Source organism: Cellulomonas persica, assembly GCF_007989825.1.
GTDB lineage: Bacteria > Actinomycetota > Actinomycetes > Actinomycetales > Cellulomonadaceae > Cellulomonas > Cellulomonas persica.
Map to the genome: position 1 here is coordinate 175136 of NZ_BJUA01000001.1, position 26076 is coordinate 201211.

General features: G+C 75.4%; 19 protein-coding genes. 13 read left to right on the plus strand and 6 right to left on the minus strand.

Annotated features, from left to right (window positions below; genetic code table 11):
• Window positions 1–66 precede the first annotated feature (66 nt).
• The 3 genes from CPE01_RS00805 (at window position 67) to CPE01_RS00815 (ending at window position 1874) form a co-directional block, all read left to right on the plus strand.
• Entirely contained in the window at window positions 67–840 is a 774-nt protein-coding gene (locus CPE01_RS00805; RefSeq protein WP_146804739.1) for a helix-turn-helix transcriptional regulator, read from the plus strand.
• Window positions 841–985: 145 nt separating this feature from the next.
• A complete protein-coding gene (locus CPE01_RS00810; protein ID WP_146804740.1) occupies window positions 986–1291 on the plus strand; it encodes a DUF2249 domain-containing protein in 306 nt (101 codons plus the stop codon).
• Window positions 1292–1484: 193 nt separating this feature from the next.
• The gene (locus tag CPE01_RS00815; protein WP_146804741.1) at window positions 1485–1874 is read left to right on the plus strand and encodes an RNA-binding S4 domain-containing protein; all 390 of its coding nucleotides are present in this window, start codon (window positions 1485–1487) and stop codon (window positions 1872–1874) included.
• A 48-nt stretch (window positions 1875–1922) separates the two neighbouring features.
• Here CPE01_RS00815 and CPE01_RS00820 read toward each other — a convergent pair whose 3' ends face one another.
• The gene (locus CPE01_RS00820; protein ID WP_146804742.1) at window positions 1923–2807 is read right to left on the minus strand and encodes a DUF72 domain-containing protein; all 885 of its coding nucleotides are present in this window, start codon (window positions 2805–2807) and stop codon (window positions 1923–1925) included.
• A 169-nt stretch (window positions 2808–2976) separates the two neighbouring features.
• Here CPE01_RS00820 and CPE01_RS00825 point away from each other — a divergent pair, with 169 nt between their 5' ends.
• The 4 genes from CPE01_RS00825 (at window position 2977) to CPE01_RS00840 (ending at window position 7615) form a co-directional block, all read left to right on the plus strand.
• Window positions 2977–3324: a YciI family protein gene (locus tag CPE01_RS00825; RefSeq protein WP_146804743.1), complete on the plus strand. Its 348-nt coding sequence runs from the start codon at window positions 2977–2979 to the stop codon at window positions 3322–3324.
• 109 nt (window positions 3325–3433) lie between these two features.
• Window positions 3434–3664 (plus strand): hypothetical protein, encoded by a 231-nt coding sequence (locus CPE01_RS00830; RefSeq protein WP_146804744.1) that lies wholly within the window; start codon window positions 3434–3436, stop codon window positions 3662–3664.
• 223 nt (window positions 3665–3887) lie between these two features.
• Window positions 3888–6563, plus strand: coding sequence for a sodium-translocating pyrophosphatase (locus tag CPE01_RS00835; RefSeq protein ID WP_371861959.1), 2676 nt, complete (start codon window positions 3888–3890; stop codon window positions 6561–6563).
• Window positions 6560–7615 carry a glycosyltransferase family protein gene (locus tag CPE01_RS00840; protein ID WP_146804745.1) on the plus strand — a complete coding sequence of 352 codons (1056 nt, stop codon included), beginning with the start codon at window positions 6560–6562 and terminating at the stop codon, window positions 7613–7615. Before CPE01_RS00835 ends, CPE01_RS00840 begins: the two co-directional genes overlap by 4 nt.
• 36 nt (window positions 7616–7651) lie before the next feature.
• Here CPE01_RS00840 and CPE01_RS00845 read toward each other — a convergent pair whose 3' ends face one another.
• From CPE01_RS00845 to CPE01_RS00855, 3 genes are all read right to left on the minus strand, one after another.
• Complete coding sequence (locus CPE01_RS00845; protein ID WP_146804746.1) at window positions 7652–8410, minus strand: hypothetical protein; 759 nt, start codon at window positions 8408–8410, stop codon at window positions 7652–7654.
• A complete protein-coding gene (locus CPE01_RS00850) occupies window positions 8397–8633 on the minus strand; it encodes a hypothetical protein (protein WP_146804747.1) in 237 nt (78 codons plus the stop codon). The genes CPE01_RS00845 and CPE01_RS00850 overlap by 14 nt, the downstream gene beginning before the upstream one ends.
• Window positions 8634–8710: 77 nt before the next feature.
• A complete protein-coding gene (locus tag CPE01_RS00855) occupies window positions 8711–10834 on the minus strand; it encodes an acyltransferase family protein (RefSeq protein WP_186811348.1) in 2124 nt (707 codons plus the stop codon).
• Between the two features lie 177 nt (window positions 10835–11011).
• Between CPE01_RS00855 and CPE01_RS00860 the strand changes: the two genes are divergently transcribed.
• From CPE01_RS00860 to CPE01_RS00870, 3 genes are all read left to right on the plus strand, one after another.
• Complete coding sequence (locus CPE01_RS00860) at window positions 11012–11476, plus strand: S-ribosylhomocysteine lyase (protein WP_146804749.1); 465 nt, start codon at window positions 11012–11014, stop codon at window positions 11474–11476.
• Window positions 11473–12261, plus strand: a complete 789-nt coding sequence (mtnN, locus tag CPE01_RS00865) for a 5'-methylthioadenosine/S-adenosylhomocysteine nucleosidase (protein WP_246783645.1) — start codon at window positions 11473–11475, stop codon at window positions 12259–12261. Before CPE01_RS00860 ends, mtnN begins: the two co-directional genes overlap by 4 nt.
• 262 nt (window positions 12262–12523) lie before the next feature.
• Complete coding sequence (locus CPE01_RS00870) at window positions 12524–12988, plus strand: type VI secretion system tube protein Hcp (protein ID WP_186811349.1); 465 nt, start codon at window positions 12524–12526, stop codon at window positions 12986–12988.
• Between the two features lie 13 nt (window positions 12989–13001).
• Here CPE01_RS00870 and CPE01_RS00875 read toward each other — a convergent pair whose 3' ends face one another.
• Window positions 13002–15728: a DUF7937 domain-containing protein gene (locus CPE01_RS00875; RefSeq protein WP_146804751.1), complete on the minus strand. Its 2727-nt coding sequence runs from the start codon at window positions 15726–15728 to the stop codon at window positions 13002–13004.
• A 162-nt stretch (window positions 15729–15890) separates the two neighbouring features.
• Entirely contained in the window at window positions 15891–17021 is a 1131-nt protein-coding gene (gene rlmC / locus CPE01_RS00880) for a 23S rRNA (uracil(747)-C(5))-methyltransferase RlmC (protein WP_146804752.1), read from the minus strand.
• Window positions 17022–17082: 61 nt separating this feature from the next.
• Here rlmC and recC point away from each other — a divergent pair, with 61 nt between their 5' ends.
• Genes recC through recD form a run of 3 tightly spaced genes read left to right on the plus strand, consistent with a single transcriptional unit; the run spans window position 17083 to window position 26029 of the window.
• Window positions 17083–20715, plus strand: coding sequence for an exodeoxyribonuclease V subunit gamma (recC, locus tag CPE01_RS00885; protein WP_146804753.1), 3633 nt, complete (start codon window positions 17083–17085; stop codon window positions 20713–20715).
• On the plus strand, window positions 20712–24146 hold the full coding sequence (locus CPE01_RS00890) for a UvrD-helicase domain-containing protein (RefSeq protein WP_307723662.1): 3435 nt from the start codon (window positions 20712–20714) through the stop codon (window positions 24144–24146). The genes recC and CPE01_RS00890 overlap by 4 nt, the downstream gene beginning before the upstream one ends.
• A complete protein-coding gene (gene recD / locus CPE01_RS00895; RefSeq protein ID WP_146804754.1) occupies window positions 24143–26029 on the plus strand; it encodes an exodeoxyribonuclease V subunit alpha in 1887 nt (628 codons plus the stop codon). The genes CPE01_RS00890 and recD overlap by 4 nt, the downstream gene beginning before the upstream one ends.
• The last annotated feature ends 47 nt before the right edge of the window (window positions 26030–26076 follow it).

The window sequence follows — 26076 nt, forward strand, 5'->3', positions numbered from 1 at the left end:
CCGGACCCGACGCGCGGGACCGAGGTCCCGCGTCCCGACCTGGGCGAGCGGCCCGATACTGACCCCATGCCCGCCACCCGACGCACCCCCGCGGAGCGCACGCTCGCCGCCGCGAGCCGCGTCGACCTGCTCCACATCCTGCAGCGCGGCGGCGCCCACACGGTCGGCTCGCTCGCGCAGGCGACCGGCCTGCACGAGAACACCACGCGTGAGCACCTCGCGCGCCTCGTCCAGGACGGCTACGCGGTACGCACGCCTGAGGCCCGCACCGTCCGCGGGCGGCCGCGGATGCTGTACCGCGCCGCGTCGGCCGACGACGCGCGCCGCGACCCGCTCGCGATGGGGCGTCTCGAGGAGTCGATCGCGCACGTCGCCCTCACGAAGGTGCTGATCAGCGGCTTCGGGCGCGACCTCGGTCCCACGCGTGAGGCCGCCCGCGCGGCCGGGCACGCCCTGACGGCGCCCGGCGGGCCGCTCGAGCCGCCGCCGGTCGAGAGCGACGACGAGCACGGCGAGGACGGCGACGCCTCGGGCGTCGGCGCCGGTTCCCCCGCCGTCGAGCAGCGTCAGCTCGACGCGCTCGAGGGTCACCTCGACCGGCTCGGCTTCGACCCCGAGCGCCACGACGACGCGCTGCGCGTCGACCTGTGGCGTTGCCCGTTCCTCGAGCTCGCCCGCGAGCGCCCGGACGTGGTGTGCAGCGTGCACCTCGGCCTGGCCTCGGGCGTCATGGAGACCGCGGGCGGACCGCTCGTCGCGCACCGGCTGCGCCCGTTCGTCGGGCGCGAGCACTGCGTGCTCGAGCTGCGCCGCGCCCCGTCCGCCGCACCTGCCTCCTGACGCCTCCGTCACACGACGGGGCGTCCGCCGGGGCGCGCGTCGACGGAAGGGCCGTTGGACCTATTTCCACGGCGCATCCCGTGGAAACCTCGGGGCGTCGGGCGCATGCTCGTCGGACACCCCATCGCCACGCACGGAGGCACGCATGACCACGCAGCACGTCGACATCCTGGGCAGCGCCCCGCAGGAGCCCTCGGGCCACTCGTGCGGCTGCGGCGGTCACGACGAGGCCGACCCGGTCCTCGACGTCCGCCCGATCCCGCACGCCATCCGCCACGCGACGGTGTTCGGCGCGTTCGACGCGATCGCCCCCGGCCAGTCGCTCGTGATCGTCGCGCCGCACCTGCCGCGCCCGCTCCTGGCGCAGCTCGCCGAGCGCGCGCCGATCGACACCGAGGTCCTCGTCGACGGTCCGGACGCCTGGACCGTGCGCATCACGCGCCGCGCCTGAGCGACCCCCCGAACCACGCGACCCGCCGGCTCCCGCGTCGACAGCCGGCGGGTCGCGTGACCTCCGCCCCCGAGCGGGCCGCCGGCACGGGACGGGCGCGGCGGGCTCGGCGCGGCGGGCTCGGCGCGGCGGGCTCGGCGCGGCGGGCTCGGCACGGCGGCGCCGGTCGTCGCGCGTGTGCGAACCTGGGGCCGTGGCAGAGGCGGTGCGGGCGCGCGTGGACGCGTGGTGCTGGGCCGTGCGCCTGTTCCCGACGAGGTCCGCTGCCGGCGCGGCGTGCCGTGCGGGGCACGTGCGCGTGAACGGCGAGCGCGCGAAGCCCGCGACGATGGTCGTGCCGGGCGACGAGGTGCACGTCCGGGGCGGCGAGCGCGAGCGGATCGTGATCGTGCAGCGCACCGTCGTCAAACGTGTGGGCGCTCCCGTCGCGGTGGAGTGCTACCTCGACCGCTCCCCGGCGCCGTTGCCGCGTGAGCACGTCGCGCTCGCCGGGGTGCGCGAGCGCGGAGCGGGCCGGCCGACCAAGCGCGACCGGCGTCAGCTCGACCGCCTGCGCGGCCGCGACGAGTCGCGCCGGGACTGAACGCGGCGCGGTGGTCCCGATACCCGAGGGTTGCCGTTCGGGGACCCGTCACACCGGATCGCGGGCGAGCGCGTCCAGTCGAGCGAGGAGCGCCTGCGCGTCGAACGGCGCGCGGACCTTGGTGTCGTTGTCGAAGTACACGAACACGTCCCGCCCCGCAGGCGCCGGTGCGGCGGGCGGCCCCAGACGACGTGCGTCGACGGGCTCGGTGCCGGCCGACCAGGCGCGCACGCGCCGCGCCCACCGGTCGATCGCGGGCTCGTCGTAGCCGCTCGTGTAGAGCTCGCTGTCGCCGTGCAGGCGCACGTAGACGAGGTCCGACGTGACGTCCTCGATCCTGGGCCAGCGTCCCGCGGTGTCCGCGACGACGAGGCCGACGTCGTGCTCGCGGGCGAGGGCGACGAAGGCCGGCTGCTCGAACGTCGTGTGCCGCACCTCGAGCACGTGGCGCAGCGGGCGGTCGGCGTCGACGGTCGTCCACGAGCGACCGTCGAGCCGCTCGTCGTGCTCGGTCGCGAGCGCCGCGGCGGCCGCGGTCGTGCGCGGCAAGAGGGTGAAGAAGCGCGCGAGGCGGTCCTCGTCGAACCCGAGCGTCGGCGGGAGCTGCCACAGGACCGGTCCCAGGCGGGGCCCGAACGCGAGCACGCCCGAGGCGAAGAAGTTCGCGACCGGGACGCGCACGTCCGCGAGCTTCTTCATGTGGGTCACGAACCGTGGCCCCTTGACCGAGAACACGAAGTCCTCGGGCACCTGCGCGGCCCACGCCTGGTAGCTCGCGGGCCGCTGCAGCGCGTAGAACGAGCCGTTGAGCTCGATGCTCGTGAGGCGCTGCGCGGCGTACTCGAGCTCGAGGCGCTGCGGCAGCCCGCGCGGGTAGAACACGCCACGCCACGGCGCGTACCGCCACCCCGAGATCCCCACGCGCACGACCATGCGGGCCAGCCTGCCGTGCGTCGGGGCGCCCGGCAGCCCGGCCGGCACCACGATGGGGACGCGACCATGTCGATCCGGCGGCGCGCCGGGCGTCACACCCGTGCGGGCCACGCCGGTCCCGCACCGAGACCCGTACCGGAACCGAGACAGCGACCGCTTGGAGGACGCCATGAAGTACCTGATGCTCGTCTGCGAGGACCCCACCGCCGAGCCGTACCGCCGCGAGGACGACGACATCGCGACGTGGGTGGACCAGACGCAGGACGTGCGCGTGATCGGCGAGCGGCTGCGGCCGGTCGCCGAGGCGCGGACCGTGCGGGTGCGCGGTGGGCGGCTCAGCGTCGTCGAGGGCCCGTACGCCGAGGTCGGCGAGCAGATCGCGGGCTTCGACGTGCTCGAGTGCGACTCGCTCGACCAGGCGGTCGAGGTCGCCTCCAGGCACCCCATGGCGCGGTTCGGCCGGCTCGTCGTGCGCGAGGCGTGGCCGTTCGAGGACGGCGAGCTGCTCGGCGACTGAGCCCGTCCACCGGCCGAAGCACCGCACGGCCCCGAGCGAGGCCCCGTGGTGGACGCGACCTGCCGCGTCCACCACGGGCAGGACGAAGGTCCCGGGTAGGCTGGGCGCCATGAGCGAACCCGTCCTGCAGCGTCGCGACGACGACCGGTCCGGCTCCCCGGAGCGCGCGGTCACCGTCTTCTTCGCCTTCGTGCTGTTCTTCGTCGGCCTCGCGTTGTTCGCGGTCGCGTTCGAGGTCGTCGACGCGGCCAAGCCGTGGGTGTTCTTCGGCGGGATCGCCTCGGTCGCCCTCGCGTTCGCGATCCCGACGACGATCGTCCCCGCGCTCGAGGACCGCTGACCCGCGAGCCGCACCCGCACGACGACGAGCCGCGCCCGGCACGAGGGGCGCGGCTCTCGTCGTCGTCGCACCCGACAACCCACGCGAGACGGGACACAGCCCGCGCACGAGCCCGGTGACCGGGCGACGCGGCCCGCGGAAGTTGTGACCTTCGACTCAGTGCGCGCGCGACCCGCCCTCCTACGTTCGACGTGAGAGCACTCACTCCGTCACAGGGGAGATCGTGAACACCGTCGTTCGCACCGCTGCCGCACCCGTCCCGACGCACGCTGACGCGGGAGGGCCGGGTGGTCGCCGACGACGGCGTCCCCTGGTGGCCGCGGGCGCCCTGCTCGGCCTGGTCGCGCTGCTCAGCGGCTGCGGTCAGGAGTCGTCGTCGAGCGAGCCCTCGGTGCACGGCGGCGAGGCGAGCCTCGCGCTGCCGGACCTCGGGCAGGTCACGGTGCTCGGCGGCATGTCCGGGCGCACGCTGCTCGGCCTCGGCCTGGTCGTGTGCGTCATGGGCCTGGCGATGGGCGTCGCGACGTACCTGCAGATGCGCAAGCTCGAGGTGCACGCCTCGATGCGTGAGGTCGCCGAGCTCATCTACTCGACCTGCAAGGCGTACCTGTCGCAGCAGGGCAAGTTCCTCATGGTGCTGTGGGCGTTCATCGCCGCGGTCATCGTCGTCTACTACAAGGTCCTCGTCGGGTTCGGGTGGGGCCGGGTCGCGGTCGTCATCGCGTTCAGCCTCGTCGGCATGGCCGGGTCGTACTCGGTGGCGTGGTTCGGCATCCGCGTGAACACGCTCGCCAACAGCCGCGTCGCGTTCGCGAGCCTGCGCGGCAGGCCACTCCCCCTGCACCGCATGCCGCTCAAGGCCGGCATGTCGATCGGCATGGTGCTGATCAGCCTCGAGCTGCTGATGATGCTGATCATCCTCATGTTCCTGCCGCGGGAGATCGCCGGCGCGTGCTTCATCGGCTTCGCGATCGGCGAGTCGCTCGGCGCGAGCGCGCTGCGCATCGCCGGTGGCATCTTCACCAAGATCGCCGACATCGGCTCCGACCTCATGAAGATCGTCTTCAAGATCAAGGAGGACGACGCCCGCAACCCCGGTGTCATCGCCGACTGCACCGGCGACAACGCGGGCGACTCCGTCGGCCCGTCCGCGGACGGTTTCGAGACCTACGGCGTCACCGGCGTCGCACTCGTGACGTTCGTGCTCCTGGGCGTGCACGACCCCGCGGTCCAGGCCAGCCTGCTCGTGTGGATCTTCGTGGTCCGTGCCGTGATGATCGTCGCGTCCGCCGCGTCCTACACGCTCAACGACCTGTGGACCGCACGCCGGTACCGCGACGCGGAGCGCATGGACTTCGAGCGGCCGCTGTCGAACCTCGTGTGGCTGACGTCGGCCGCGTGCATCGTCGCGACGTTCCTGACCACGTGGTTCGTGCTCGCCGACACCGCCGCCGCCGACCAGTGGTGGCGCCTGGCGGTGATCGTCTCGTGCGGCACGCTCGCCGGCGCGCTCATCCCCGAGCTCGTCAAGGCGTTCACGTCGACGTCGAGCAAGCACGTGCGTGAGGTCGTCAAGTCCTCGCGCCAGGGCGGCCCGTCGCTCAACATCCTGTCCGGCCTGGTCGCGGGCAACTTCTCCGCGTACTGGCTGGGCGTCGCGATCGTCGGCCTCATGGGCGGCGCGTACCTCATCAGCGAGCAGGGGCTCGGCGACCTCATGGTCGCGCCCGCGGTCTTCTCGTTCGGCCTCGTCGCGTTCGGCTTCCTGGGCATGGGCCCGGTGACGATCGCGGTCGACTCGTACGGGCCCGTCACCGACAACGCGCAGAGCGTCTACGAGCTGTCGGTCATCGAGGACCTCGAGGGCATCGACGACGAGCTCGAGCGCGAGTACGGCTTCACGCCGCAGTGGGAGCGCGGCAAGCTCATGCTCGAGGAGAACGACGGCGCCGGGAACACGTTCAAGGCGACCGCCAAGCCCGTGCTCATCGGCACGGCGGTCGTCGGCGCCACGACCATGATCTTCTCGATCATCATGGGCCTGACCGGCGGCCTCACCGAGGGCATCGAGAACCTGTCGCTGCTGCACCCGCCGTTCCTGCTCGGGCTGGTCACCGGTGGCGCGGTCATCTTCTGGTTCACCGGCGCCTCGATCCAGGCGGTCACGACGGGCGCGCACCGCGCGGTCGAGTTCATCCGCACGACCATCAAGCTCGACGGCGTCACCAAGGCCAGCGAGGCCGACTCGCGGCGCGTCGTGGAGATCTGCACGCAGTACGCGCAGCAGGGCATGCTCACGATGTTCCTGGGCGTGTTCTTCGCGACGCTCGCGTTCGCGTTCGTCGAGCCGTACTTCTTCATCGGCTACCTGATCTCGATCGCGACGTTCGGGCTCTACCAGGCGATCTTCATGGCCAACGCCGGTGGCGCGTGGGACAACGCGAAGAAGATCGTCGAGACCGACCTGCACGCCAAGGGCACCGCACTGCACGACGCGACGATCGTCGGCGACACCGTGGGCGACCCGTACAAGGACACGTCGTCCGTCGCGCTCAACCCGGTCATCAAGTTCACGACCCTGTTCGGGCTGCTCGCGGTCGACCTCGCGGTCTCGCTGACCGACAAGGGTCAGGGCACGCTCGTCGTGACGCTCGCGGGCGTGTTCTTCCTGATCTCGGCGTACTTCGTGCACCGGTCGTTCTACGGGATGCGGATCCAGACGTCGCTCGAGGGCGACGACGATCCCGCCCTCACCGAGGAGCCCGCACCCGACGAGCCCGCGAGCGAGGTCCCCACCCCGGCCGCACCGCTCGACGACCAGCCCACGGCCGAGCCCGCCGACGCCGACGAGCCGGCGGCCGAGCGCGAGAAGGTCTCGCAGGAGGCGACCGCGCGATGAAGATCGCGGTGCGCTACCGCGACGTGCTCCTCGATCCCGAGGGGCACGTCGCGGGGCACGACGCGGGGGCCACGCTCGTGCGTCGGCTGCTGCGCGTCTTCCCGGGCTCGATCGTCGTCGGCGACGGACCCCGCCGGTGCGTGGGCTTCGACGTCCTGCCGCTCGAGTTCGTCGACCCGACCGAGACGGTCGTCGTCAACATGGACGTGGTCGACTCGACCGCGGTATGGCGGGTCCTGCGCGCGTCGTGCCCGCAGGGCGTCGAGCCGCGCGTCATGAACTTCGTGTGGTGGACCACGTCGCAGTACACCCACGTCGTCGACCGCGCGTCGCTCGGGCTGTCGTGCGCGCTGTTCCCGACGTTCGCCAACTCGCAGCGCACCGCGACCGAGGTGCGCGAGATCGTCGCGCAGTGGACCGTGCAGCAGCTCGCCGAGCAGGCCCGGATCGGGTGGGTCAACCTCGGCATCCGGCTCGAGCACGTCCACCGCCGGCACGAGCCGGACGTCCCGGTCGTGCTCTACCCCGCCATCTACCTGGCGGAGCGCAAGCAGCCGCAGCTGTTCCTCGACGTCGTCGAGCGCGTGCGCAAGCGCGTACCGCTGCGCGTCGAGGCGCGGCTCGTCGAGTCCCACCTCGTGTCCGAGCAGGCCATGCGCCTGTCCCGGCACGACTGGGCGTGGGTCGGGCCGCTCACGGCCAGCCGGGACGACTACTGGGAGGCGCTGGCGCACACGACCGCGTTCCTCGCGACGGCCACCGACGAGTCGTACGGGCTGGAGTACATCGAGGCGCTGGTCGCGGGTGCCGTCGGGGTGTTCCCGGACCGACCGTGGGCGCGCGCGATCCTGCCCTCGCGCTACCCGTTCCTGTACCGCACGCCCGACGAGGCGGAGGAGCTGCTGACGCGTGCGCTCACGGACACCGCGGCGTGCCGACGCGAGCTCGACGCGTCCGCGGGCGGCGACTTCCAGGACTGGCTGCGCGCCCGGCACGACGACGACGCGTTCGACCACGCGGTCGTCGAGCACGTCCAGCGCTGGTTCGGCTGACCCGGGCCGTCCCGCTGGGCGCTGCGCACCGGCTGCTCAGCGCCCAGCAGGACGCGGGACCAGGGCGGCGACGTCGCGCACCAGGTGGGCGCGGGCGGCTGTCGTCTCCGTTCGCGGGTCGTCGAGCGCGAGCAGGACCACGCGGTCGTCACCGATCGTGAGTGCCGCGAGCAGGTCGTCGTGGCGCGCGACACGGGCGCGCACGGCGGGCAGCCAGTCAGGCTCGCCCGCCTCGCGGCGCCCGGCCCAGGCCGGCGACACGAGCACCGAGTCGACGCTCACGCCGATCGGCACGCAGACGCGGGCCGTGCCGGTGCTCGCGTCGGCAGCCACGACCTCCCGGCGGACTCGCGAACGGCGCGACCCGGGTTCCGCACGCAGCACCCACGTCTCACATCGCACCGGCACCCCCGCGACCGCGAGTCGGAGCCTGCCGCGCGCGGCCTCGACCCGCCACCCTCGCGGCAGCGCGAGCGCGGCGTCCCGGGGGTCGGCGTCGCCGTCGGGCTCGAGCCTCGCGCCGCTCCACGTCCGTGCCCACGTGGCGCGGGTGGACGCGACGCGGCGGTGGGTCACCTCGGCACCGCCCGAGCGCTGCCGCACGAGGCCGCCCACGACGCCGACGACGAGGATGGCCACGACGGCGAGCCGCTGCGCGGGGCCCCGGACCAGTGCGGCGGCGGCGACGCATCCCGCGATCGTCGCGACGGCCGTCACCGGCAGGATCGCCCCGACCGCGGTCCACGTGCGGCGACCCAGGCGCCGACCGCTCGACCGCGCGTCAGCGCCGGTCATCGCGGGTCGGTTCGTCGGCCGCGGGCAGCATCGTGCGGGCCGCGCCGGCGGCCGCGCCGCCGAGGTCGCCGACGGACGGCCGTGCTGCGCGGACGGCCTCGTCGACCGAGGCGCGCAGGAGAGCCACCGCCCTGCGGTGCGCGTCCACCGTGGCGTCCCGAGCGCCACGGCCACCCGGACGATCAGCGTGCCGACGAGCTCGGTGCAGGTTCTGGCTGCTCACGCCCGCGAGGGTAACGGTGCGCTCGGACCTCCAGGGGGAAAGTCCGACACGTGCGGTGGACGACACGTGTCGAGGGCCTACCTCGAGCGGGCCGGGACGAGCGGGACCAGCCAGTCGCGCAGCTCGGGCTCGAGCGTGCGCACGTAGCTCGCCGTCACGTGGCTCACGTCGCGCCACACCAGCACGCCGCCGACGATCGCGGGGCACGATCCGCCCGGGCACACCTGCTCGGTGAGGTCGAGCAGCGGGACGTCGGCGGCGGCTGCGGCGGCGCGCTGCTGCGCGAGGCCCGACCGGCGCTCGGGCAGCTCGGCCGGCACGGTGCACGCCTCCGCCCACGAGTCCTCGTGCTGCGCGACGCACTCGGGCACGTCGATCCCGACCCACGGGGTGTCCCCCACGACGACGACCTCGATCCCGGCCTCGGTCAGCGTGCGCCACGTGTCTTGCAGCCCCTCCACCGCGACCTCGTCCCCCGCGCCACCGGTGAGCCGGGAACCGTCGTCGGCCGCGACCTCGATCTGGTTGTTGCTGGTCACGACGACGTCCGGCGGGTCGGCGAGCAGACGCTCGACCACGGCGTCGTTCCATTCGGTGCACTGCGTGTACGGCCCGTCGACCGTGCCGAGCCAGGTCAGCGCCGCAGTCAGCGCGCAGCTCCCCTTGGTGTACGTGTCGAGCCGCCACCCCTGCTCGCTCGCGATCGCGGCGAGCGGCGGCTGCCACTGACCGGCGTGCGAGTCGCCCACGAGCGCGACGACCGTGCTCGAGCTCGCGTCGCCGAATGTGCACGCGGCGGGCTCGGTGCCCAGCGCGTTCTGGTGGCAGTCCCCCTCGTACAGGTCGGCGACGTCGAGCGTGGCGTCCGCGAGCGCGGGCACGAGCCGTCGCAGGTCCGTGGCCGGGTCGGGTCCCGACCACGTGCCGTCGCGCAGGACGGCGGCGCCCGGCGCGTCGACGTCGTCGGGCGTGCCGGGAACCGCGCGCAGCAGCAGACCGGCTGCCAGGATGCCGACGAGCGTGCACGCGACCCCGAGCACCGCCGACCGCCCCGCGCTCGCGCGCAGCCGCGTCGACGTGTGGAGCGGCTTCTCGACGAGGACGTACGAGGCGACCGCGGGCACCACCGAGAGCGCCACGGCCAGCACGAGCGTGCTCGTCGGCGGCGGCCCCTCCACGAGGCTCGTCGCGAGGACGACCGCAGGCCAGTGCCACAGGTACAGCGAGTAGGACGTCGCCCCCACGGGCTGCAGCACGCGTGCGCCCAGGGGCCGCACGCCCGTCCCGACGACACCCGCGGCGAGCACGAGCACGGTCCCGCCGACCGGCAGCAGCGCCGCGGCGCCGGGGAACGGCGTGCTTCCCGACAGCGCGAACGCCGCGTACCCGATGAGTGCGAGCCCGCACCACCCGCCGACGACGAGCACGCGCTGCGGCACACGCGCGACGCGGTGCGTGAGCAGCGCCAGCAGCGCGCCCGCGGCGAGCTCCCACGCACGCGTCGTCGTGACGAAGTAGGCGCGCGACGGGTCCGCCGACGTCAGCGCGACCGACCACGCGAGGGAAGCCGCACCGATCGCGGCGACCCCCAGCACCAGGCCGCGGCGGGTGACCCGCCGCCCGCGCAGCCGCGCGGCCGCGACGAGGGCCACGACGAGCAACGGCCAGACGACGTAGAACTGCTCCTCGACCGCGAGCGACCAGAAGTGCTGCACCGGGCTCGCCGCGGCGTCCTGCGCGAGGTAGTCGACCGAGCGGTCCGCGAGCCGCCAGTTGACGACGTACAGCGAGGTCGCGACCACGTCGCCCGCGACGTCCCGCCACCGGGTCACCGGCAGCCACAGCGCGGTCATCACGACGACGGCGGCGAGCGTCAACGCGGCAGCCGGCAGCAGGCGCCGCGCACGCCGCGCGTAGAACCGCCCCAGGCGCAGGCGGCCGGTGCGGGCGACCTCGTCGGCCACGAGCCCCGTGATGAGGAAGCCGGAGACGACGAAGAACACGTCCACGCCGACGAATCCGCCCGGCACCGGGAGCCCGGCGTGGAACGCGAGCACGAGCGCGACGGCGACCGCCCGCAGCCCCTGCACGTCCCGGCGAAAGCCCTGCACGATCGCCGGGCGTGACGCGTCGGGCGTCGTCGCCGCAGCCACCGGGCGCTCGGTGGCGTCCGGGAGAGCGAGGTCGTGGGGCGTGGGCACCGGCGCACGGTAGCCGACGAGCCTGCGCCCCGCACGACGGCGTGCCCTCCTCGGTCCCCGCCGACCGACGCCCCGAGCGGAGCCCGAGGGACGCCCTTGAGACGGCGCCGCCGACCAGCGCGGTCGCGCACGGGTGTGAGCGACAATGGCGGCCGTCGCCGACCTTGGGAGCACCTGATGACCGACCGCATGAACGTCGAGTCCTTCAACCTCGACCACCGCACCGTCGTCGCGCCCTACGTGCGCCTCGCCGACGCGAAGGCCCTCCCGGCGGGCGACGTGATCGAGAAGTACGACGTGCGGTTCACGCAGCCGAACGTCGCGCACCTCGAGATGCCGACCGTGCACTCGCTCGAGCACCTGTTCGCGGAGCACTCGCGCAACCACACCGACCGCGTGATCGACTTCTCCCCGATGGGCTGCCAGACCGGCTTCTACCTCACGCTCGCCGGGACCTGGGTCTACGAGGACGTGCTCGCGCTCGTCGAGGCGACGCTGCAGGACGTGCTCGGTGCGCAGGAGGTCCCGGCCGCGAACGAGGTGCAGTGCGGCTGGGGCGCCAACCACTCGCTCACCGGCGCGCAGGACGCTGCGCGGGAGTTCCTCGCGCGCCGCGCCGAGTGGTCGACGGTGACCGCGTGAGCGCGACGCCGGACCGCGGTACGACGGCCGGGTCGAGCCACCCGCTCGACGCGGTCGTCGTCGTCGCTATGCCCGTCGAGGCCGACGCGTTCGTCGCGGTCGCCGACGAGGCCGGTGCCCCCCAGGAGGCGCCGGCCGGTGCGGAGCACCGCGTCCTGACCCTCGCGGGTCGTCGCGTGCTGCTCGTACGAGCAGGGATCGGGCTGGTCAACGCCGCCTCGGCCGCCGCCGTCGCGCTCGCCGCGCACCCCGCCTCGCTCCTCGTCAGCGGCGGCAGCGCGGGCGGGCTCGGCCTGGGCGTCCGCGTCGGTGACGTCGTCGTCGGCGACCAGCACGTGCACACCGGCGCCGACGCGCGTGCGTTCGGGTACGTGCTCGGGCAGGTGCCCGGCATGCCGGCGACGTACCCCGCGGACGCGACCGTGCGCACGATCGCGCTCGCGACGGCCGGCACGCTCGCGCCGTGGGCGACCGCACCCACGCAGGTGCGCGTGCTCGACGGCGACGTCGTCTCCGGCGACGTGTTCGTCGACGCCGAGCGCGTCGCCGGCGTGCGGGAGGCGTTCCCGCAGGCGCTCGCCACCGACATGGAGTCGGCCGCGCTCGCGCAGGTCGCGCACCGGTTCGGTGTGCCGTTCCTCTCGGTGCGCGGGATCAGCGACCTGTGCAGCCCGGTCGAGGCGGGCGAGTTCGCGACGCACGTCGACGACGCCGCCGACCGGTCCGCGGTCGTCGTGCGCGAGACGTTGCGCGCCCTGGCGATGCACCCCGCGCCGGTCGTCTGACGAGACCCGTCACCCGGCCTCACCCGCACGGCGCTCGATGCAGGAGTGGATGCAGGGTTGGTGCCTCGTGCGAGCACCGACCCTGCACTCGTCCTGCATGCACGCCCTCCGGGCGGCTTCGGGCGTCTCCGCGGGCGTCGGGTCGCCGATCTCACCCGGGGCGGGGCGTGTCGTTCCGGCCGCCACGGTGCCACGCTGGACGGGACCCGCCCGCCGGGCAGGCGGTCGGGCGACGAGCGTCGGCACGAACGGGGGCACGACGATGACGACGTACCTGCGACTGGAGTCGATCGACGGCGACGCCGCCTCGCGCGGCCACGAGAAGTGGATCGAGGTCGACAGCATCAGCTGGGGCGCAGCCGCGGCGACGAGCGCGGGCTCGGGTCGCGCGAGCGGCAGGGTCACACCCGAGCCGCTGCGGCTCACCACCCGACCCGGGCGCCACTCCCCTGGCGTGCTCCGCGCGCTCCTCGACGGGACGAAGGTGCCCTCGGCACGCGTCGAGCGGACCGCCGGCGGCGAGCAGGAGGTCACCGTCGAGCGGTGGGAGCTCACCAACGCGCGCGTCGTCGCCCACACGCGCGACGTCGCCGACGACGCGGGGACCGAGTCGATCACCCTCGAGTACGGACGCGTCGCCTACAGCGTCATCCTGCGGACGGCGAGCGGGAAGGTCGGCAAGACGTTCACCACCGCCTGGGACACCGCGACAGGCATCGTCACCTGACCCGCAGCGCGGCTCAACGCGGGCGCCGCGCCAGGGCCGCGTCGATCTGCGGGTCGCCGAGCCTGCCGAGCCAGTCGAGCAGGTCCGGGTAGGTCGACGGGTTCGAGGCGAGGTGCACGCGCAGCTCGGGCGCCTGCGCGGCGATCGCCGCCAGCACCTCGAGCTCGGTCGACGGGTCCAGGGCCTGCTCCGCGGTGTACGGGTGCGGCGGCACCGGCGCGTCGCCCCCGTGCGGCGCGGGCGCCGCCTCGGTGGCCGCGACCGACCCGCTGCCGAGGTCCTCGGGCACCGCGATGGCGACCGTCTGGTCGAGCGCCCTCTGGCCGGGTGCCATCTGGTCGGGAGCGTGCGGCTGCTCAGGCACCGGCTCGCTGTCGAGGCTCGAGTACTCGTCGAACCAGGTGCTGCCCTCGTCGTCCGACGAGCCGTCACCCGGCACGTGCTCCCCGGGCGCGACGTGCGCCTCGGGCTGCTCGGGCGCGACAGCCTCAGCGGGGACCGCACGCGGGTGCGTCGTCTCGTCGACGCCCTCGTCCTCGTCGTCGGCGCGGTCGTCGGCGCGGACGGCAGGCCTGTCGTCGGCAGGTGCGGCAGCACCGTCGTCAGCAGGCTCGGCAGCACCACCGGCCGTGGCGACCACCACCGGCACGGCACCCGCGGACGACGGCGACTGCACACCGACGTTGCCCAGGTCCTTGTGCTGCTGGGCAGCGGCTGCGGGATGCTCGGGCGTCGCGAGCGGCGGCTCCGGCTCGGCGTCGTCCCACGCGGGTCGTGGACCACCGCCGTGCGCGGCGAACCACGCGCGCACCGGGGCAGGGCCCAGCAGCGCGATCGCGACGAGCGCGGGCAGGCCGAACGCCACGAGCAGCAGCGGCAGGTCGACGGTCGTCGTCCAGCCGTACGAACGCTGCTGCGCCGCGAGGACGACGGCCACGATGCCGAGCGCCACGACGACGAGCGTGAGCGCGAGGGCGGTGGCGCGCGTCGGCTGCGTGGCGTCGAACAGCGCCCGGGCGATCAGCGCCGCGACGCCGCACGCGGCCACCACGAGCATGAGCTGGACGCGCCAGCCGTCGACCCCGTTGCGCTGGGTCGCGAGCGTGACCAGGACGATCAGCTGCACGAGCGCGATCGCGCCGGCCACGAGCGCGATGCTGAGCCAGGCACGCGACGCCGCCGCGAACCAGCCCTGCTCGGCACTCACGTCGGGCCGCACGAGCCGCCGCCAGATCGGGCTCAGCACGAGCACGCCCGCCGTCGGCAGGATCACGTAGCCCGCGTTCCCCAGCGCGGCGGAGGTCGCGGAGTGGAACCCCGAGTCCGCCTGCTCGTGGTTGAGCGGGGCGTACAGCACGAAGGTCGCCGCCGCCGTGGCCGCGACCGCGACGAGCACCCGGCGCCACGGCCCGTGACCACGCAGCACACCGATCAGCGGACCGGCGGCGACGGCAGTGACGAGCAGCGCGGACACGACGAGTGCCCCGATGCCGGCTCCCGCGGCCGCGGTGCGGACGTACCTCGAGGCGTCCACGAGCAGCGTGACGAGCCCGACGAACTGCACGACGACCGCCGTGCCCAGGAGCGCGGCGAGCGCGCGCCGGGTCCAGAGGGTCACGAGCTCGACGGTCCGGGCACTGCGCAGCTCGGCCGACCGCGGGCTCGCCGCGAGCGCGGCACCCGCCAGACCGATCGCGACCGCCGGGCCGACGCCGCCGGGAACCGATCCGGTCGCCGGTCCCTCTGAGAACGCCACGCTCATGTCCAGCACCAGGTAGACCAGCACGAGCAGGGCGAACGGCGCGTTCGCGAGCGCGCGGGCGCCCAGCACGGTCCTGTTCGTCCACCCGCGCGGCAGCGCCCCGGAGCGCGCCAGGTAGAACAGCGAGAGCGACAGGATCGAGACGATCGTCACGAGGACGACCTCGATGCGCTCGCTCGCGGTGTACCGGAAGTCCCAGCCGAGTCCGAGCGCGACGAGCAGCAGCACGAGAGCCAGGGCGTCGGTCACGTAGTCCCGCGCCGGGACGCCGTGGAACGCGCTCGCCCGCGTGGCGGTCGGTGCGCCCGGCGCGGGGTGCGCGTGCGTCGAGGCCGGTGGGCCGCCGTACGTCCCCGGGCCGTAGCCCGCAGCGGCGCCCGCCGACGGGTGGCCCGGCGGGTACCCGCCGGCCGGGTAGCCCTGCGGCGGGTACGGCGGCTGCGAGTGGGGCTGCGGCGCGTACGGCTGCTGCGCGTACGGCTGCTGAAGGTAGGGCTGCTGGGGGTAGGGCTGCTGGGCGTAGGGACCCTGCGGGTAGGGCTGCGGGTACGGCTGCGCAGCGTGGGGCGGCTGCGCCGGGAACGGCGGCTGCGCTGCAGGAGGCTGCGCAGGCGGGTACCCCGCGGGACCGGCGGGTCCCTGCGCCGGGTCGGCGGTCGGGTAGGGGTAACCCGGGTAGTACCCGGACGCGTAGCCCGGCGCCGCGGAGCCCGGAGGCGGGGGGTACCCGCCCTGGACGAACGGGTAGCCCTCGGGATACGTCGACGGTGCCTGACCCGGCTCCGCAGAGGCCGGCGCGGAGTGCGTCTCGGCCTCGGCGCTCGTCGGCCGGTCGGCCGTCGCGCTCAGCGCTGCCGGGTCCGTGGTCGTCGGGTCGGCGGACGACGCCTGCACGTGCTCGTCGGCCGGGCCGCGCTGCTCGTCCGGCGCGCCGCGCTGCTCGTCCGGCGCGCCGCGCTGCTCGTCGGGGTTGCTCATCGTCGCGCTCCTTCGTCGCCTGCACACACGTGTGACCACGCCGTTCGCACGCGACTGTATCGGGCCCGGCTCGCTGCCGGTGTCCGGTTCGTCACCCTCGGGGCCGTCTGCGGCGTACCCCCCGGCCGGTGCCGGGGCCTCGGCCGGGACGACCGGGGCGCGTCACGCGGCGCGTCGCTCCAGCAGCGCAGCGACCTCGTAGTGCGTGGTCTGGGGGAACATGTCGAACAGCCGCACTTCGCGCACCGCGAGCGACGGCATGGCCGCCAGGTCCCGCGCGAGCGAGACCGCGTTGCAGGACGAGTAGACGACGCGCTCGACGCCCGACGTCTCGAGCCAGCGCGCGAGGTCGGCGCCGATCCCGCGCCGCGGCGGGTTCACGACGACGAGGTCGGGCGCGTGCGGCTGCGCGAGGGCCCACGCGGTGGCGTCGGCGGCGACGAACGTCGCAGCCCGGCCGAGCTCGCCCGCGGTGGCGGCCGCGCTCGCGACGGCCTCCTCGCTCGTCTCGACGCCGACGACGTGCGGCGCGTGCAGGTGCAGCGCGAACCCGCCGACGCCGCAGTACAGGTCCCAGACGCTCGTCGGACGACTGGCCTGCACCCACTGCGCGGCCTGGCGGTAGAGCGCGGCGGTGACCACGGTGTTCGTCTGGAAGAAGCTGCGCGGACGCAGGTGCAGCGCGACCCCGTCGACGTCCATCGTGAGCGTCTGCTGCTCGGTGAGGGGGATCTCGAGGTCGCCCTCGAGCACGGCCTTGTGCTCGGGGAGGATGTTCGCGGAGACCACCGCGAGGGCGGGGAGCTCCGCGAGCAGGCTCGGCAGGTGCTTGCGGATGCGGGTGACCGCCTCCTGCGAACGCAGGACGAAGCGGAGCATGAGCGCGCCGTCGGGCGCCTGGGTCACGAGCACGTGCTTGAGCTCGCCGCGCCGCGCGGGCACGTCGTACGGCTCGATCGCCGCGCGCGTGACGAACCTGGCCACGGCCGGGAACGCCGCCCGCAGGTCCGGTGGGTACAGGCCGCAGCCCTGCAGGTCGACCCCGCGTCCGGCGGCGTCGAGGATCCCCAGCGTGGGCTCGGCGACGGTCCCCGCGACGACCATCTTCGCCTTGTTGCGGAACGCCGCCTCGGGGCTGGCGACCGGCGGGAGCCACACGGTCGTGCCCGCGTCGCTCGCGGCGGCGAGCAGTCCGCGCGCGTGCTCCTGCTTGTGCACGAGCTGCTCGGCGTAGCTGCGGCCCATCCAGGTGCACGACCGGCACGCACCCGCGTCGAAGTAGGAGCACCGCACGTTCCACAGGGTACGGGCGGGCTCCGCGCGACTGTCACAGCGGGTGGCTAGGGTGCGGGACGTGGACGACGAGGGCGGCAGCCGGGACGACGCGGGCGGCAGCCGCGACGGCTCGGGCGTCCGCCTCGACACGTCCTCGCGTCGTCCGGCCAAGCCTGTCCCCACCGGTCGGCTCCGGGTCCACGTCGCGGAGCGGTCGGACGCTCTCGTGGCGGCGCTGGCCGACGAGCTCACGTCACCCGTCGCGGACCCGTTCGCGGCCGACGTCGTGGCGGTGCCGACGCGCGGGGTGGAGCGCTGGGTGAGCCAGCGGCTCGCGCACCGGCTGGGCGCGGGCGACGGCGCCGAGGACGGTGTGTGCGCGAACGTGCGGTTCGACTCGCCCGCGCGCGTCGTCGCCGACGTACTGGCCGCGGTCGGGGGTGTCGCACGCGAGGCGGACCCCTGGCGGCTCGAGAACCTCACGTGGCACGTGCTCGACCTGATCGACGCGCACGCCCACGAGCCGTGGCTCGCGGCCGTCGCGCGCCACGTGGGAGCGACGCCCGGGTCGGCAGGCGGGTCGGCGCGCGGGTCGGCAGGCGGGTCGGCAGGCGGATCGGCAGGCGGATCGGCACAGCGCGCAGCGGGCGCGGCGCGTCCCGCGTCGGCGCCGGACGACGACGAGCTGCGCGCGGGTCGTCGGCTGCACCTGGCCCAGCGCGTCGCCCGGCTGCTGGTCGCGTACGACTCGGGGCGTCCGACGCTGGCCCACGCCTGGACCGCGGGCGTCGACGAGGACGGCGCGGGCGCTCCGCTGGCACCCGACCTGGCGTGGCAGCCGGTCCTGTGGCGTCTGCTCGTCGACCGGCTCGGACCGCCGCCGAGCGTGCGGCTCGACGAGGCCGCGGCTCTGCTCGTCGAGCGACCCGCGCTCGTGGACCTGCCGGAGCGGCTGCACGTGTTCGGCCCGACGGCCCTGCCCGCGGCGCACCTGACGGTGCTGGACGCGCTCGCCCGCGGGCGCGACGTCCACCTGTGGCTCCCGGCACCGTCGCTCGCGCTGTGGCGGGCCGTCGAGCCCGCTCCGGGCTCGCAGCGCCGGCGCACGCGCCCGGCGGTGGCACAGCACCCGATGCTGCGGTCGATGGCGAACGACTCGGTCGAGCTCGCGTCGCGCGTCAAGGCGCTCGACCCGCTCGTCCACGAGGTCGCCACGCCGGGGCCCGCGCCGACGCTGCTGGGCGCGCTGCAGGCCCGCCTGCGCGCGGACGCCCCCGACGAGGCGACGGACTCCACGTCGGCTCCGACGCGCGGCCCGCTCGCGCACGACCGGTCGGTCCAGGTGCACGCGTGCCACGGGCGGTCGCGACAGGTCGAGGTGCTGCGGGACGTGCTCGTCGGCCTGCTCGCGGACGACCCCACGCTCGAGCCGCGCGACATCGTCGTCATGTGCCCCGACGTCGAGGCGTTCGCGCCGCTCGTCCACGCGGTGTTCGGCCCGACGCCCGAGGTGCCGGGCGAGGGGACGCTCGCGCAGGAGGCCGCGCCCGAGCACCCCGGCCGCACGCTGCGCGTCCGCATCGCCGACCGTTCCCCCGCACGTGCGAACCCCGTGCTCGCGGTGCTGGCGACGCTCCTCGAGCTCGCCGACTCGCGCGTCACGGCCTCGGCGGTCGTCGACCTCGCGGGTCAGGAGCCCGTGCGGCGGCGGTTCGCGCTGGACGACGAGGCGCTCGACCGGCTGCGGGCGTGGGCGCTCGAGTCGGGCGTGCACTGGGGTGAGGACGTCGAGAGGCGCGCACGGTTCCACCTCGGGGCGGTGCCGCAGGGCACGTGGTCAGCGGCGCTCGACCGCCTGCTGCTCGGCGTCGCGATGGCCGAGGAGGACCAGCGCTTCGTCGGTGCGGTGCTTCCGGTCGACGACGTCGGGTCGTCCGACGTGGTGCTCGTGGGACGCGTCGCCGAGCTGCTCGACCGGCTCACGGCGGTGCTCGGTGAGCTCGCGGGCGCGCACCCGGCCGCGCACTGGTTCGACGCGATCGAGCGCGCGCTGCTCCTCCTCACGTCGGTCGCGCCCACGGACCGCTGGCAGCAGCTCGAGGCGAGCCGCGTGCTCGCCGAGGTGCGGGCGACGGCGACCGAGCACGGCGGGGTGCTGCGGCTACCGGACGTGGTCGCGCTGCTCGGGCCGCGTCTCGCGGGGCGGCCCACGCGCGCCGGGTTCCGCACGGGTGCGCTCACGGTGTGCTCGCTCGCCCCGATGCGCGCGGTGCCGCACCGCGTCGTCGTGCTGCTGGGCATGGACGACGGCGCCTTCCCCCGCGGGGGCCGCCGCGACGGCGACGACGTGCTCGCGCGCGACCCGCTCGTCGGCGAGCGCGACCGTCGGCAGGAGGACCGCCAGCTCTTCCTCGACGCGGTGACCGCGGCGACCGACCACCTCGTCGTGCTGTACACGGGCGCGGACGAGCGGACCGGCGCGCAACGCCCGCCGTGCGTCCCGGTCGGCGAGCTGCTCGACACCCTCGACGGTCCCGCCCTGCTCGACGGCGGCGCGCGCGAGGCGCTCGTGGTCGAGCACCCGCTGCAGCCGGTCGACCCGCGCGTGTTCGAGCCGGGCGCGCTCGGGCGTCCCGGACCGTTCGGGTTCGATGCGCTCGACCTCGCGGCGGCACGCGCGGTCACGTCGGAGCGTGTGCCGCCCGGCCCGCTCGTCCCGGCGCCGCTGCCCGACCCGGTCGACGCCGGCGCGGGCTGCGACCTCGAGGACCTCGTGCGGGTGCTCGAGCACGCGCCGCGCGCGTTCTTCACGCAGCGGCTCGGCGCGCGGCTGCCGAGCGACACCCCGCAGCTCGACGACCGCATGCCGCTCGAGCTCGACCCGCTCGCACGCTGGGCCATCGGCGACCGCCTGCTCACCGCGACGCTCGAGGGCGCCGAGGTCGACACCGCCGCCGCAGCCGAGCGGCGGCGCGGGCACCTGCCGCCTCGCGAGCTGGGCGGTGCGGCGCTCTCGGGGATCCTCGACGACGCCGTCCCCGTGCGCGAGGCGGTCGACCCGTTCCTCACGCCCGAGCCGGGCACGTACGACGTGCGCGTGGACGCGCGCGGGCGGGCCCTGACCGGCACGGTCCGTGGCGTGCACGGGAACCGCCTGGTCCGCGCGGTGTTCTCGCGCCTGTCCGCCAAGCACGTGCTGCGCTCGTGGGTGCAGCTGCTCGCCCTCGTGGCCGACGAGGACGCCGCCGGGCGTCCGGCAGTGCGCTCCGCGGTGACGATCGGACGTGGGAGCGCCGGGGCGAGCATGACCGTCCTGCGCGCGCCCGACCCCGAGCACGCGGCGGCGGTCCTCGCCGAGCTGCTCGCGGTGCGCGACGAGGCCCTGCGCGAACCGATCCCGTTGCTCACGAAGACGAGCCACGTGTACGCGCGCCGGCGTTGGGAACGCGACTCGGCCTCCGCCGCGCTGTCGGCGGCGCGCGCCGAGCTGGGCACGCTCGAGGCCGCCGAGAGCGGGCGTGGCGCGTTCGAGCGCGTCGACGCGTACCACGTGCTCGCGTGGGGCGAGGGCTTCGAGCTCGACGACGTCCTGGGCGCGCCGACGGCAGCCGACCGCGCCGCCCGACCCGAGGAGCCCACGCGCTTCGGTGCGCTCGCGTCGCGCGTGTGGCGCGAGCTGCTCGCCGCGGACACGTTCGAGGAGGCCCCGTGACCGACGAGGCCCTGCCCGACGAGGCCCTGCCCGACGAGGCCCTGACCGCCGAGGGGCCTGCCGTGCCCGTGTTCGACCCGTGCGGTCCGCTCCCGGGCGTGGAGACCGTGGTGCTCGAGGCGAGCGCGGGGACCGGCAAGACGTGGACGATCGCGTCGCTCGCGGTGCGGTACGTCGCCGAGCTCGACGTCCGGCTGCCCGAGCTCCTGCTCGTCACGTTCGGGCGTGCGGCGACCACCGAGCTGCGTGACCGCGTCCGGTCCCGCCTCGTCGAGGTCGAGCGCGCGCTGCGCGACGAGCACGCGCGCGCGTCGTCGGACGACGTGATCGCACACCTGGCCGACGCCGCGCCCGGCGAGGTGCGTACCCGGCGGGCGCGGCTGACCCGCGCGCTGGCCGAGTTCGACGCCGCGACGATCACCACGACGCACGGCTTCTGCCAGCAGATGCTCGCGATGCTCGGCACGACCGCGGACGTCGACCACGACGCGACGCTCCTGCCGGACGTCGCCGACCTCGAGGCCGAAGTGGTCGACGACCTGTACCTGCGCAAGTACGCGGGCGACCCGAGCCCGCTGGTCTCGGTGGCCGATGCGCGCGACGTCGCGCACGCGGCGATCTCCGACCCGGACGTGGACCTCGAGCCGCGCGACGCCGAGCCGGGCACCGCGGCGTACGACCGCCTGCGGCTCGCGCAGGTCGCGGTCGCCGAGATGCGGCGTCGCAAGCGGGCGCGCGGCGTCGTGGACTACGACGACCTGCTGACGCTCCTGCGCGACGCGCTCACCGACCCCGAGACGGGCGCGGCCGCGCGCGAGCGGGTGCGCGCGGCGTTCCGGGTCGTGATGGTCGACGAGTTCCAGGACACCGACGCCACGCAGTGGGAGATCCTGCGCGCGGCGTTCCACACGCACCGCACGCTGGTCCTGATCGGCGACCCGAAGCAGGCGATCTACGCGTTCCGCGGCGCGGACGTGGTCACCTACCTGGTCGCGGCCGCCAGCGCGCGCCAGGCGACGCTCGCGCGCAACCACCGGGCCGACCCGGCGGTGCTCGCCGGCCTGCGTCCGTTGCTCGAGGGCGCGGCGCTCGGCGACCCGCGCATCGTCGTGCGGCCCGTCGAGGCGCACCGCACGGGACGACGTCTGGTGGGTGGCCCCCCGGTGGTGCTGCGCCAGGTGACGCGCGAGGCCCTGGGGGTGACCCGGGTGCCGTCGGTCGGCGTGGTGCGCGACTTCCTGTACGCCGACGTCGCCGCGCAGGTCGTGCAGACGCTGCGCACGCACCGCATCACCGCGCCGGACGGCACCGACGAGCGCCCGGTCGTGCCGGGCGACGTGGCCGTGCTCGTGCGCCGCAACCGCGACGCCCGCGCGGTGCAGCGCTCGCTCGCGGCGGCCGGCGTGCCGGCCGTGATCTCCGGGCTCGCGAGCGTGTTCGACACGCGCGCGGCCCAGCACTGGCTCACGTTCCTGTCGGCGCTGGCCCGGCCCGACGACGCGCGTCTGGGCGCCGCGGCCGCCCTCACCCCGTTCGCGGGGTGGACGGCGGCCGAGCTCGCGCTCGCGGACGACGACGCGCGGGACCGGCTCGCGGAGCGGATGCGCACGTGGTCGGCGACGCTCGCGTCGCACGGGGTCGCCGCGCTGCTCGAGGCCGCGGCGGCCGCCGGGATGCGCGAGCGCGTCATGCGCGCCCGCGACGGCGAGCGGGACCTGACGGACCTGCGGCACGTGGGTGAGGCGCTGCACGCGCAGGCCGTGCGCGACGGGCTGGGTGCGACCGCACTGCTGGAGTGGTTGCGCGCGCGCATCGACGAGGCCGCACGGGACTACACCGAGGAGCGCAGCCGCCGGCTGCAGACCGACGCCGCCGCCGTGCAGGTCATCACGGTCCACGCGAGCAAGGGGCTGCAGTTCCCCGTGACGCTCGTACCGTTCGCGTGGGACACGTGGGTGCCGTCCGACCCGGCGGTGCTCCGGTTCCACCGCGACGACACGCGCACGCTGCACGTCGGTGGTCAGGGCAGTCCGGGCTACGACGACGGCCTGCTCGCGCACCAGCAGGACGAGGCGGGCGAGCAGCTGCGCCTCACGTACGTCGCGCTCACGCGTGCGCACAGCCAGGTCGTCGTGTGGTGGGCGCCAAACCGCAACGCCGAGCGCAGCCCGCTGTCCCGGCTGCTCCTGGCGCCGCGCGCCGCCGACGGCACGCCCGAGGCGTCCGTCCGGCTCCCGAGCGACGCGGCCGCGGGCGAGGCGTTCGCGGCCCTCGCGGCACCCACGGCGGGTGCGCTCGTGCACGAGGTGGTCACGGCGCCGCGGCCGCCCGCGCGCTGGGTCCCCGACCCGGTCACGCCGCCACGCCTCGAGCTCGGCCGGCTCGACCGCACGCTCGACACCGCGTGGCGTCGCACGTCGTACACCGGCCTGACGTCCGCCGCGTACGACGTCCGGCACCACGCGCCCTCGTCGGAGCCCGAGAACTCGGGGCTGCAGGACGAGCCCGACGAGACGCCGGCCGCGGCCGTCGGCACGCTGCGCGACGAGCCGCCCTCGCCGGACGAGGTCGCGCTGCGCGCCCTGGGCTCTCCGATGGCCGACCTGCCCGCGGGCACCGCGTTCGGCGTGCTCGTCCACCACGTGCTCGAGCACGTCGACACGCGCGCGCCCGACCTGCCTGCCGAGGTCGCGCTGCGCTGCGCGCAGGCCGCTCCCGCCGGGGTGCTGCCGGTGGGACCCGACGAGCTCGCCGCCGCTCTCCTGCCGTCGCTGCACACCCCACTGGGCAGGCTCGCGGGAGGGCTGACGCTCGCCGACGTCGCACCGTCCGACCGCCTGCCGGAGCTCGAGTTCGAGCTCCCGCTCGCGGGCGGCGACCGCGCGGACCGCCGCGCCGGGACGCTGCGCGACGTCGCGGCACTGCTGCGCGCGCACCTGGCCGCCGACGACCCGTTCGCGGCCTACGCGGACCGCCTCAACGACCCGGGCCTGGCGTCGAGCACGCTGCGGGGCTACCTCACGGGCAGCATCGACGCCGTGCTGCGGGTCCCGGCGCCGCACGCCCCGGGTGAGCACACCTACCTCGTCGTCGACTACAAGACGAACCGGCTCGGCGAGTGGGTGCAGCCCCTGAGCGCGTGGGACTACCGGCCGGCGAGTCTCGTCGACGCGATGGTCGAGCACCACTACCCGCTGCAGCTCCTGCTCTACTCCGCCGCGCTGCACCGCTTCCTGCGCTGGCGCGTGCGCGGCTACGACCCGGACGTGCACCTGGGCGGCGGCCTGTACCTGTTCGTGCGCGGCATGCTCGGCCCGGGCACACCCGTGGTCGACGGCCCCGGCGGGCCGACCCCGACGGGCGTGCTGGCCTGGCGGCCCCCGACGGGGCTCGTGCTCGACCTCTCCGACCTGCTGGCGGGTGCCCCATGAGCGATCCGACCCTCGGCGCCGGGGACGCGCCTGCCGCCACGTCGATCGGCCAGCCGACCGGAGTGCTGGCCGGACCGTCCGCCGACGTGCCCGCCGACGTGCCCTGGCGGGTCGACGGGCTGCTCGCGCCCTTCGTCGCCGCGCGGGTCCTGACGTCCGCCGACGTGCACGTCGCCCGGCGGGTGGCGCGGCTGTGCGGCGAGGACGACGAGCGCGTGGTCCTCGCGGGCGCGCTCACGGTCCGCGCGCTGCGCGCCGGTTCGGTGTGCGTCGAGCTGGCGACCGCGCCCTCGACCGTCGTCGAACCCGCGGACGACGAGGCCGTCGACGAGCCGGCGACAGGCCCGACCGACCAGCTCGCGCAGGTGCTGCCCTGGCCCGAGCCCACCGCGTGGGTGCGGGCGCTGCGCGCGAGCCCGGCCGTGGCGGACGGTCCCGACGGCCCGCCCGACCGGCCGCTGCGGTGGACCGGCGGCCTGCTGTACCTCGACCGCTACTGGCGCGACGAGGTCTCGGTGCGGGCGCAGGTCACCGACCGCCTCACGCCGGTCCCGGTGGACGAGGCGCGCCTCGAGGCTGCGGTGCACCGGCTGTTCCCGCACGAGGACGACGAACGTCAGCGCGCGGCCGTGCGCGCGGCGGCCACGTCGCGGCTGACGGTGCTCACGGGCGGCCCCGGCACGGGCAAGACGACGACGATCGCCCGGCTCGTCGCGGCGCTGCAGGACGTCGACGGCCCCGGCCTGCGGGTCGCGCTCGCCGCGCCGACCGGCAAGGCCGCGGCCCGCCTGCAGGAGTCGGTCAACGACGAGCTGCGCGCGCTCGTGCACGACGAGGACCGGCAGCGCACCGGTGAGCTGCGCTCGAGCACGGTCCACCGCCTGCTCGGCAACCGCCCCGGCAGCACGACGAGGTTCCGGCACGACGCGCGGCAGCGGCTGCCGCACGACGTCGTGGTCGTCGACGAGTGCTCGATGATGTCGCTGCCGCTCATGGCACGCCTGCTCGAGGCGGTGCGTCCCGGCTCACGCGTGGTGCTCGTCGGCGACCCGCACCAGCTCGCGAGCGTCGAGGCGGGCGCGGTGCTCGGCGACCTGGTGGCCTCGCTGCCGCGGGGCGTGGTCGAGCTGACGCGCGAGCACCGGTTCGGCGCCGAGCTGGCGGGGCTCGCGCACGCGATCCGCGCGGGCAACGCCGACCGTGCCGTCGCGCTCCTGCGGGCCGGGGGCGACGTCATCGAGTGGGTCGAGACCGCCGGGGACGTCCCCACGGCGCGTGAGGTGGCGACGCTCGAGGCCGACGTGCGCAGCACGGGGCGCGCCCTGGTCACGGCGGCCCGCGCGGGCGACGTGGACGGTGCGCTCGAGGCGCTCGGCGCGCACCGCCTGCTGCTCGCGCACCGACGCGGACCCGCGGGGGTCGCGCACTGGTCGACGGTCGCGGAGGACTGGGTCGCCCAGGAGACCGGCGGCCGCTCGTCCGCACCGTTCCCGCCCGGTCGGCCCCTGCTCGTCACGAGCAACGACCGCGCGACCGGCCTCTACAACGGCGACACGGGGGTCGTCGTCGCGACCCCCGACGGCGTCGCGGTGGCGTTCGGGGCCCGGGGTGCGTCCCGGCTGGTCGCGACGCACCGGCTGCCGCCCGCGCAGAGCGTGCACGCGATGACGGTGCACCGCGGTCAGGGCAGCCAGTTCGCGCGCGTGAGCGTGCTGCTGCCCGCGGCGACCTCTCCCCTGCTCACCCGCGAGCTGCTGTACACCGCGGTCACGCGCGCGCGGCAGCAGATCCGCGTGATCGGCACGGAGGCGGCCGTGCGCGCGGCCGTGCTGCGCCGGGTCCAGCGCGCGAGCGGCCTCGGCCGTCCGCTGACGAGCGACTGAGCGCCGTCCAGGCGCGTCAGCGCGGCAGACCTGGGCCCGCTACCGGC

Excerpts from the sequence above, each read along its gene's own strand:
- CPE01_RS00805 (WP_146804739.1), top strand. The coding sequence starts at position 67 with ATGCCCGCCACCCGACGCACCCCCGCGGAGCGCACGCTCGCCGCCGCG.
- CPE01_RS00810 (WP_146804740.1), top strand. The coding sequence starts at position 986 with ATGACCACGCAGCACGTCGACATCCTGGGCAGCGCCCCGCAGGAGCCC.
- CPE01_RS00820 (WP_146804742.1), bottom strand. The coding sequence starts at position 2,807 with ATGGTCGTGCGCGTGGGGATCTCGGGGTGGCGGTACGCGCCGTGGCGT.
- CPE01_RS00825 (WP_146804743.1), top strand. The coding sequence starts at position 2,977 with ATGAAGTACCTGATGCTCGTCTGCGAGGACCCCACCGCCGAGCCGTAC.
- CPE01_RS00830 (WP_146804744.1), top strand. The coding sequence starts at position 3,434 with ATGAGCGAACCCGTCCTGCAGCGTCGCGACGACGACCGGTCCGGCTCC.
- CPE01_RS00840 (WP_146804745.1), top strand. The coding sequence starts at position 6,560 with ATGAAGATCGCGGTGCGCTACCGCGACGTGCTCCTCGATCCCGAGGGG.
- CPE01_RS00845 (WP_146804746.1), bottom strand. The coding sequence starts at position 8,410 with ATGACCGGCGCTGACGCGCGGTCGAGCGGTCGGCGCCTGGGTCGCCGC.
- CPE01_RS00860 (WP_146804749.1), top strand. The coding sequence starts at position 11,012 with ATGACCGACCGCATGAACGTCGAGTCCTTCAACCTCGACCACCGCACC.
- CPE01_RS00870 (WP_186811349.1), top strand. The coding sequence starts at position 12,524 with ATGACGACGTACCTGCGACTGGAGTCGATCGACGGCGACGCCGCCTCG.
- CPE01_RS00875 (WP_146804751.1), bottom strand. The coding sequence starts at position 15,728 with ATGAGCAACCCCGACGAGCAGCGCGGCGCGCCGGACGAGCAGCGCGGC.
- recD (WP_146804754.1), top strand. The coding sequence starts at position 24,143 with ATGAGCGATCCGACCCTCGGCGCCGGGGACGCGCCTGCCGCCACGTCG.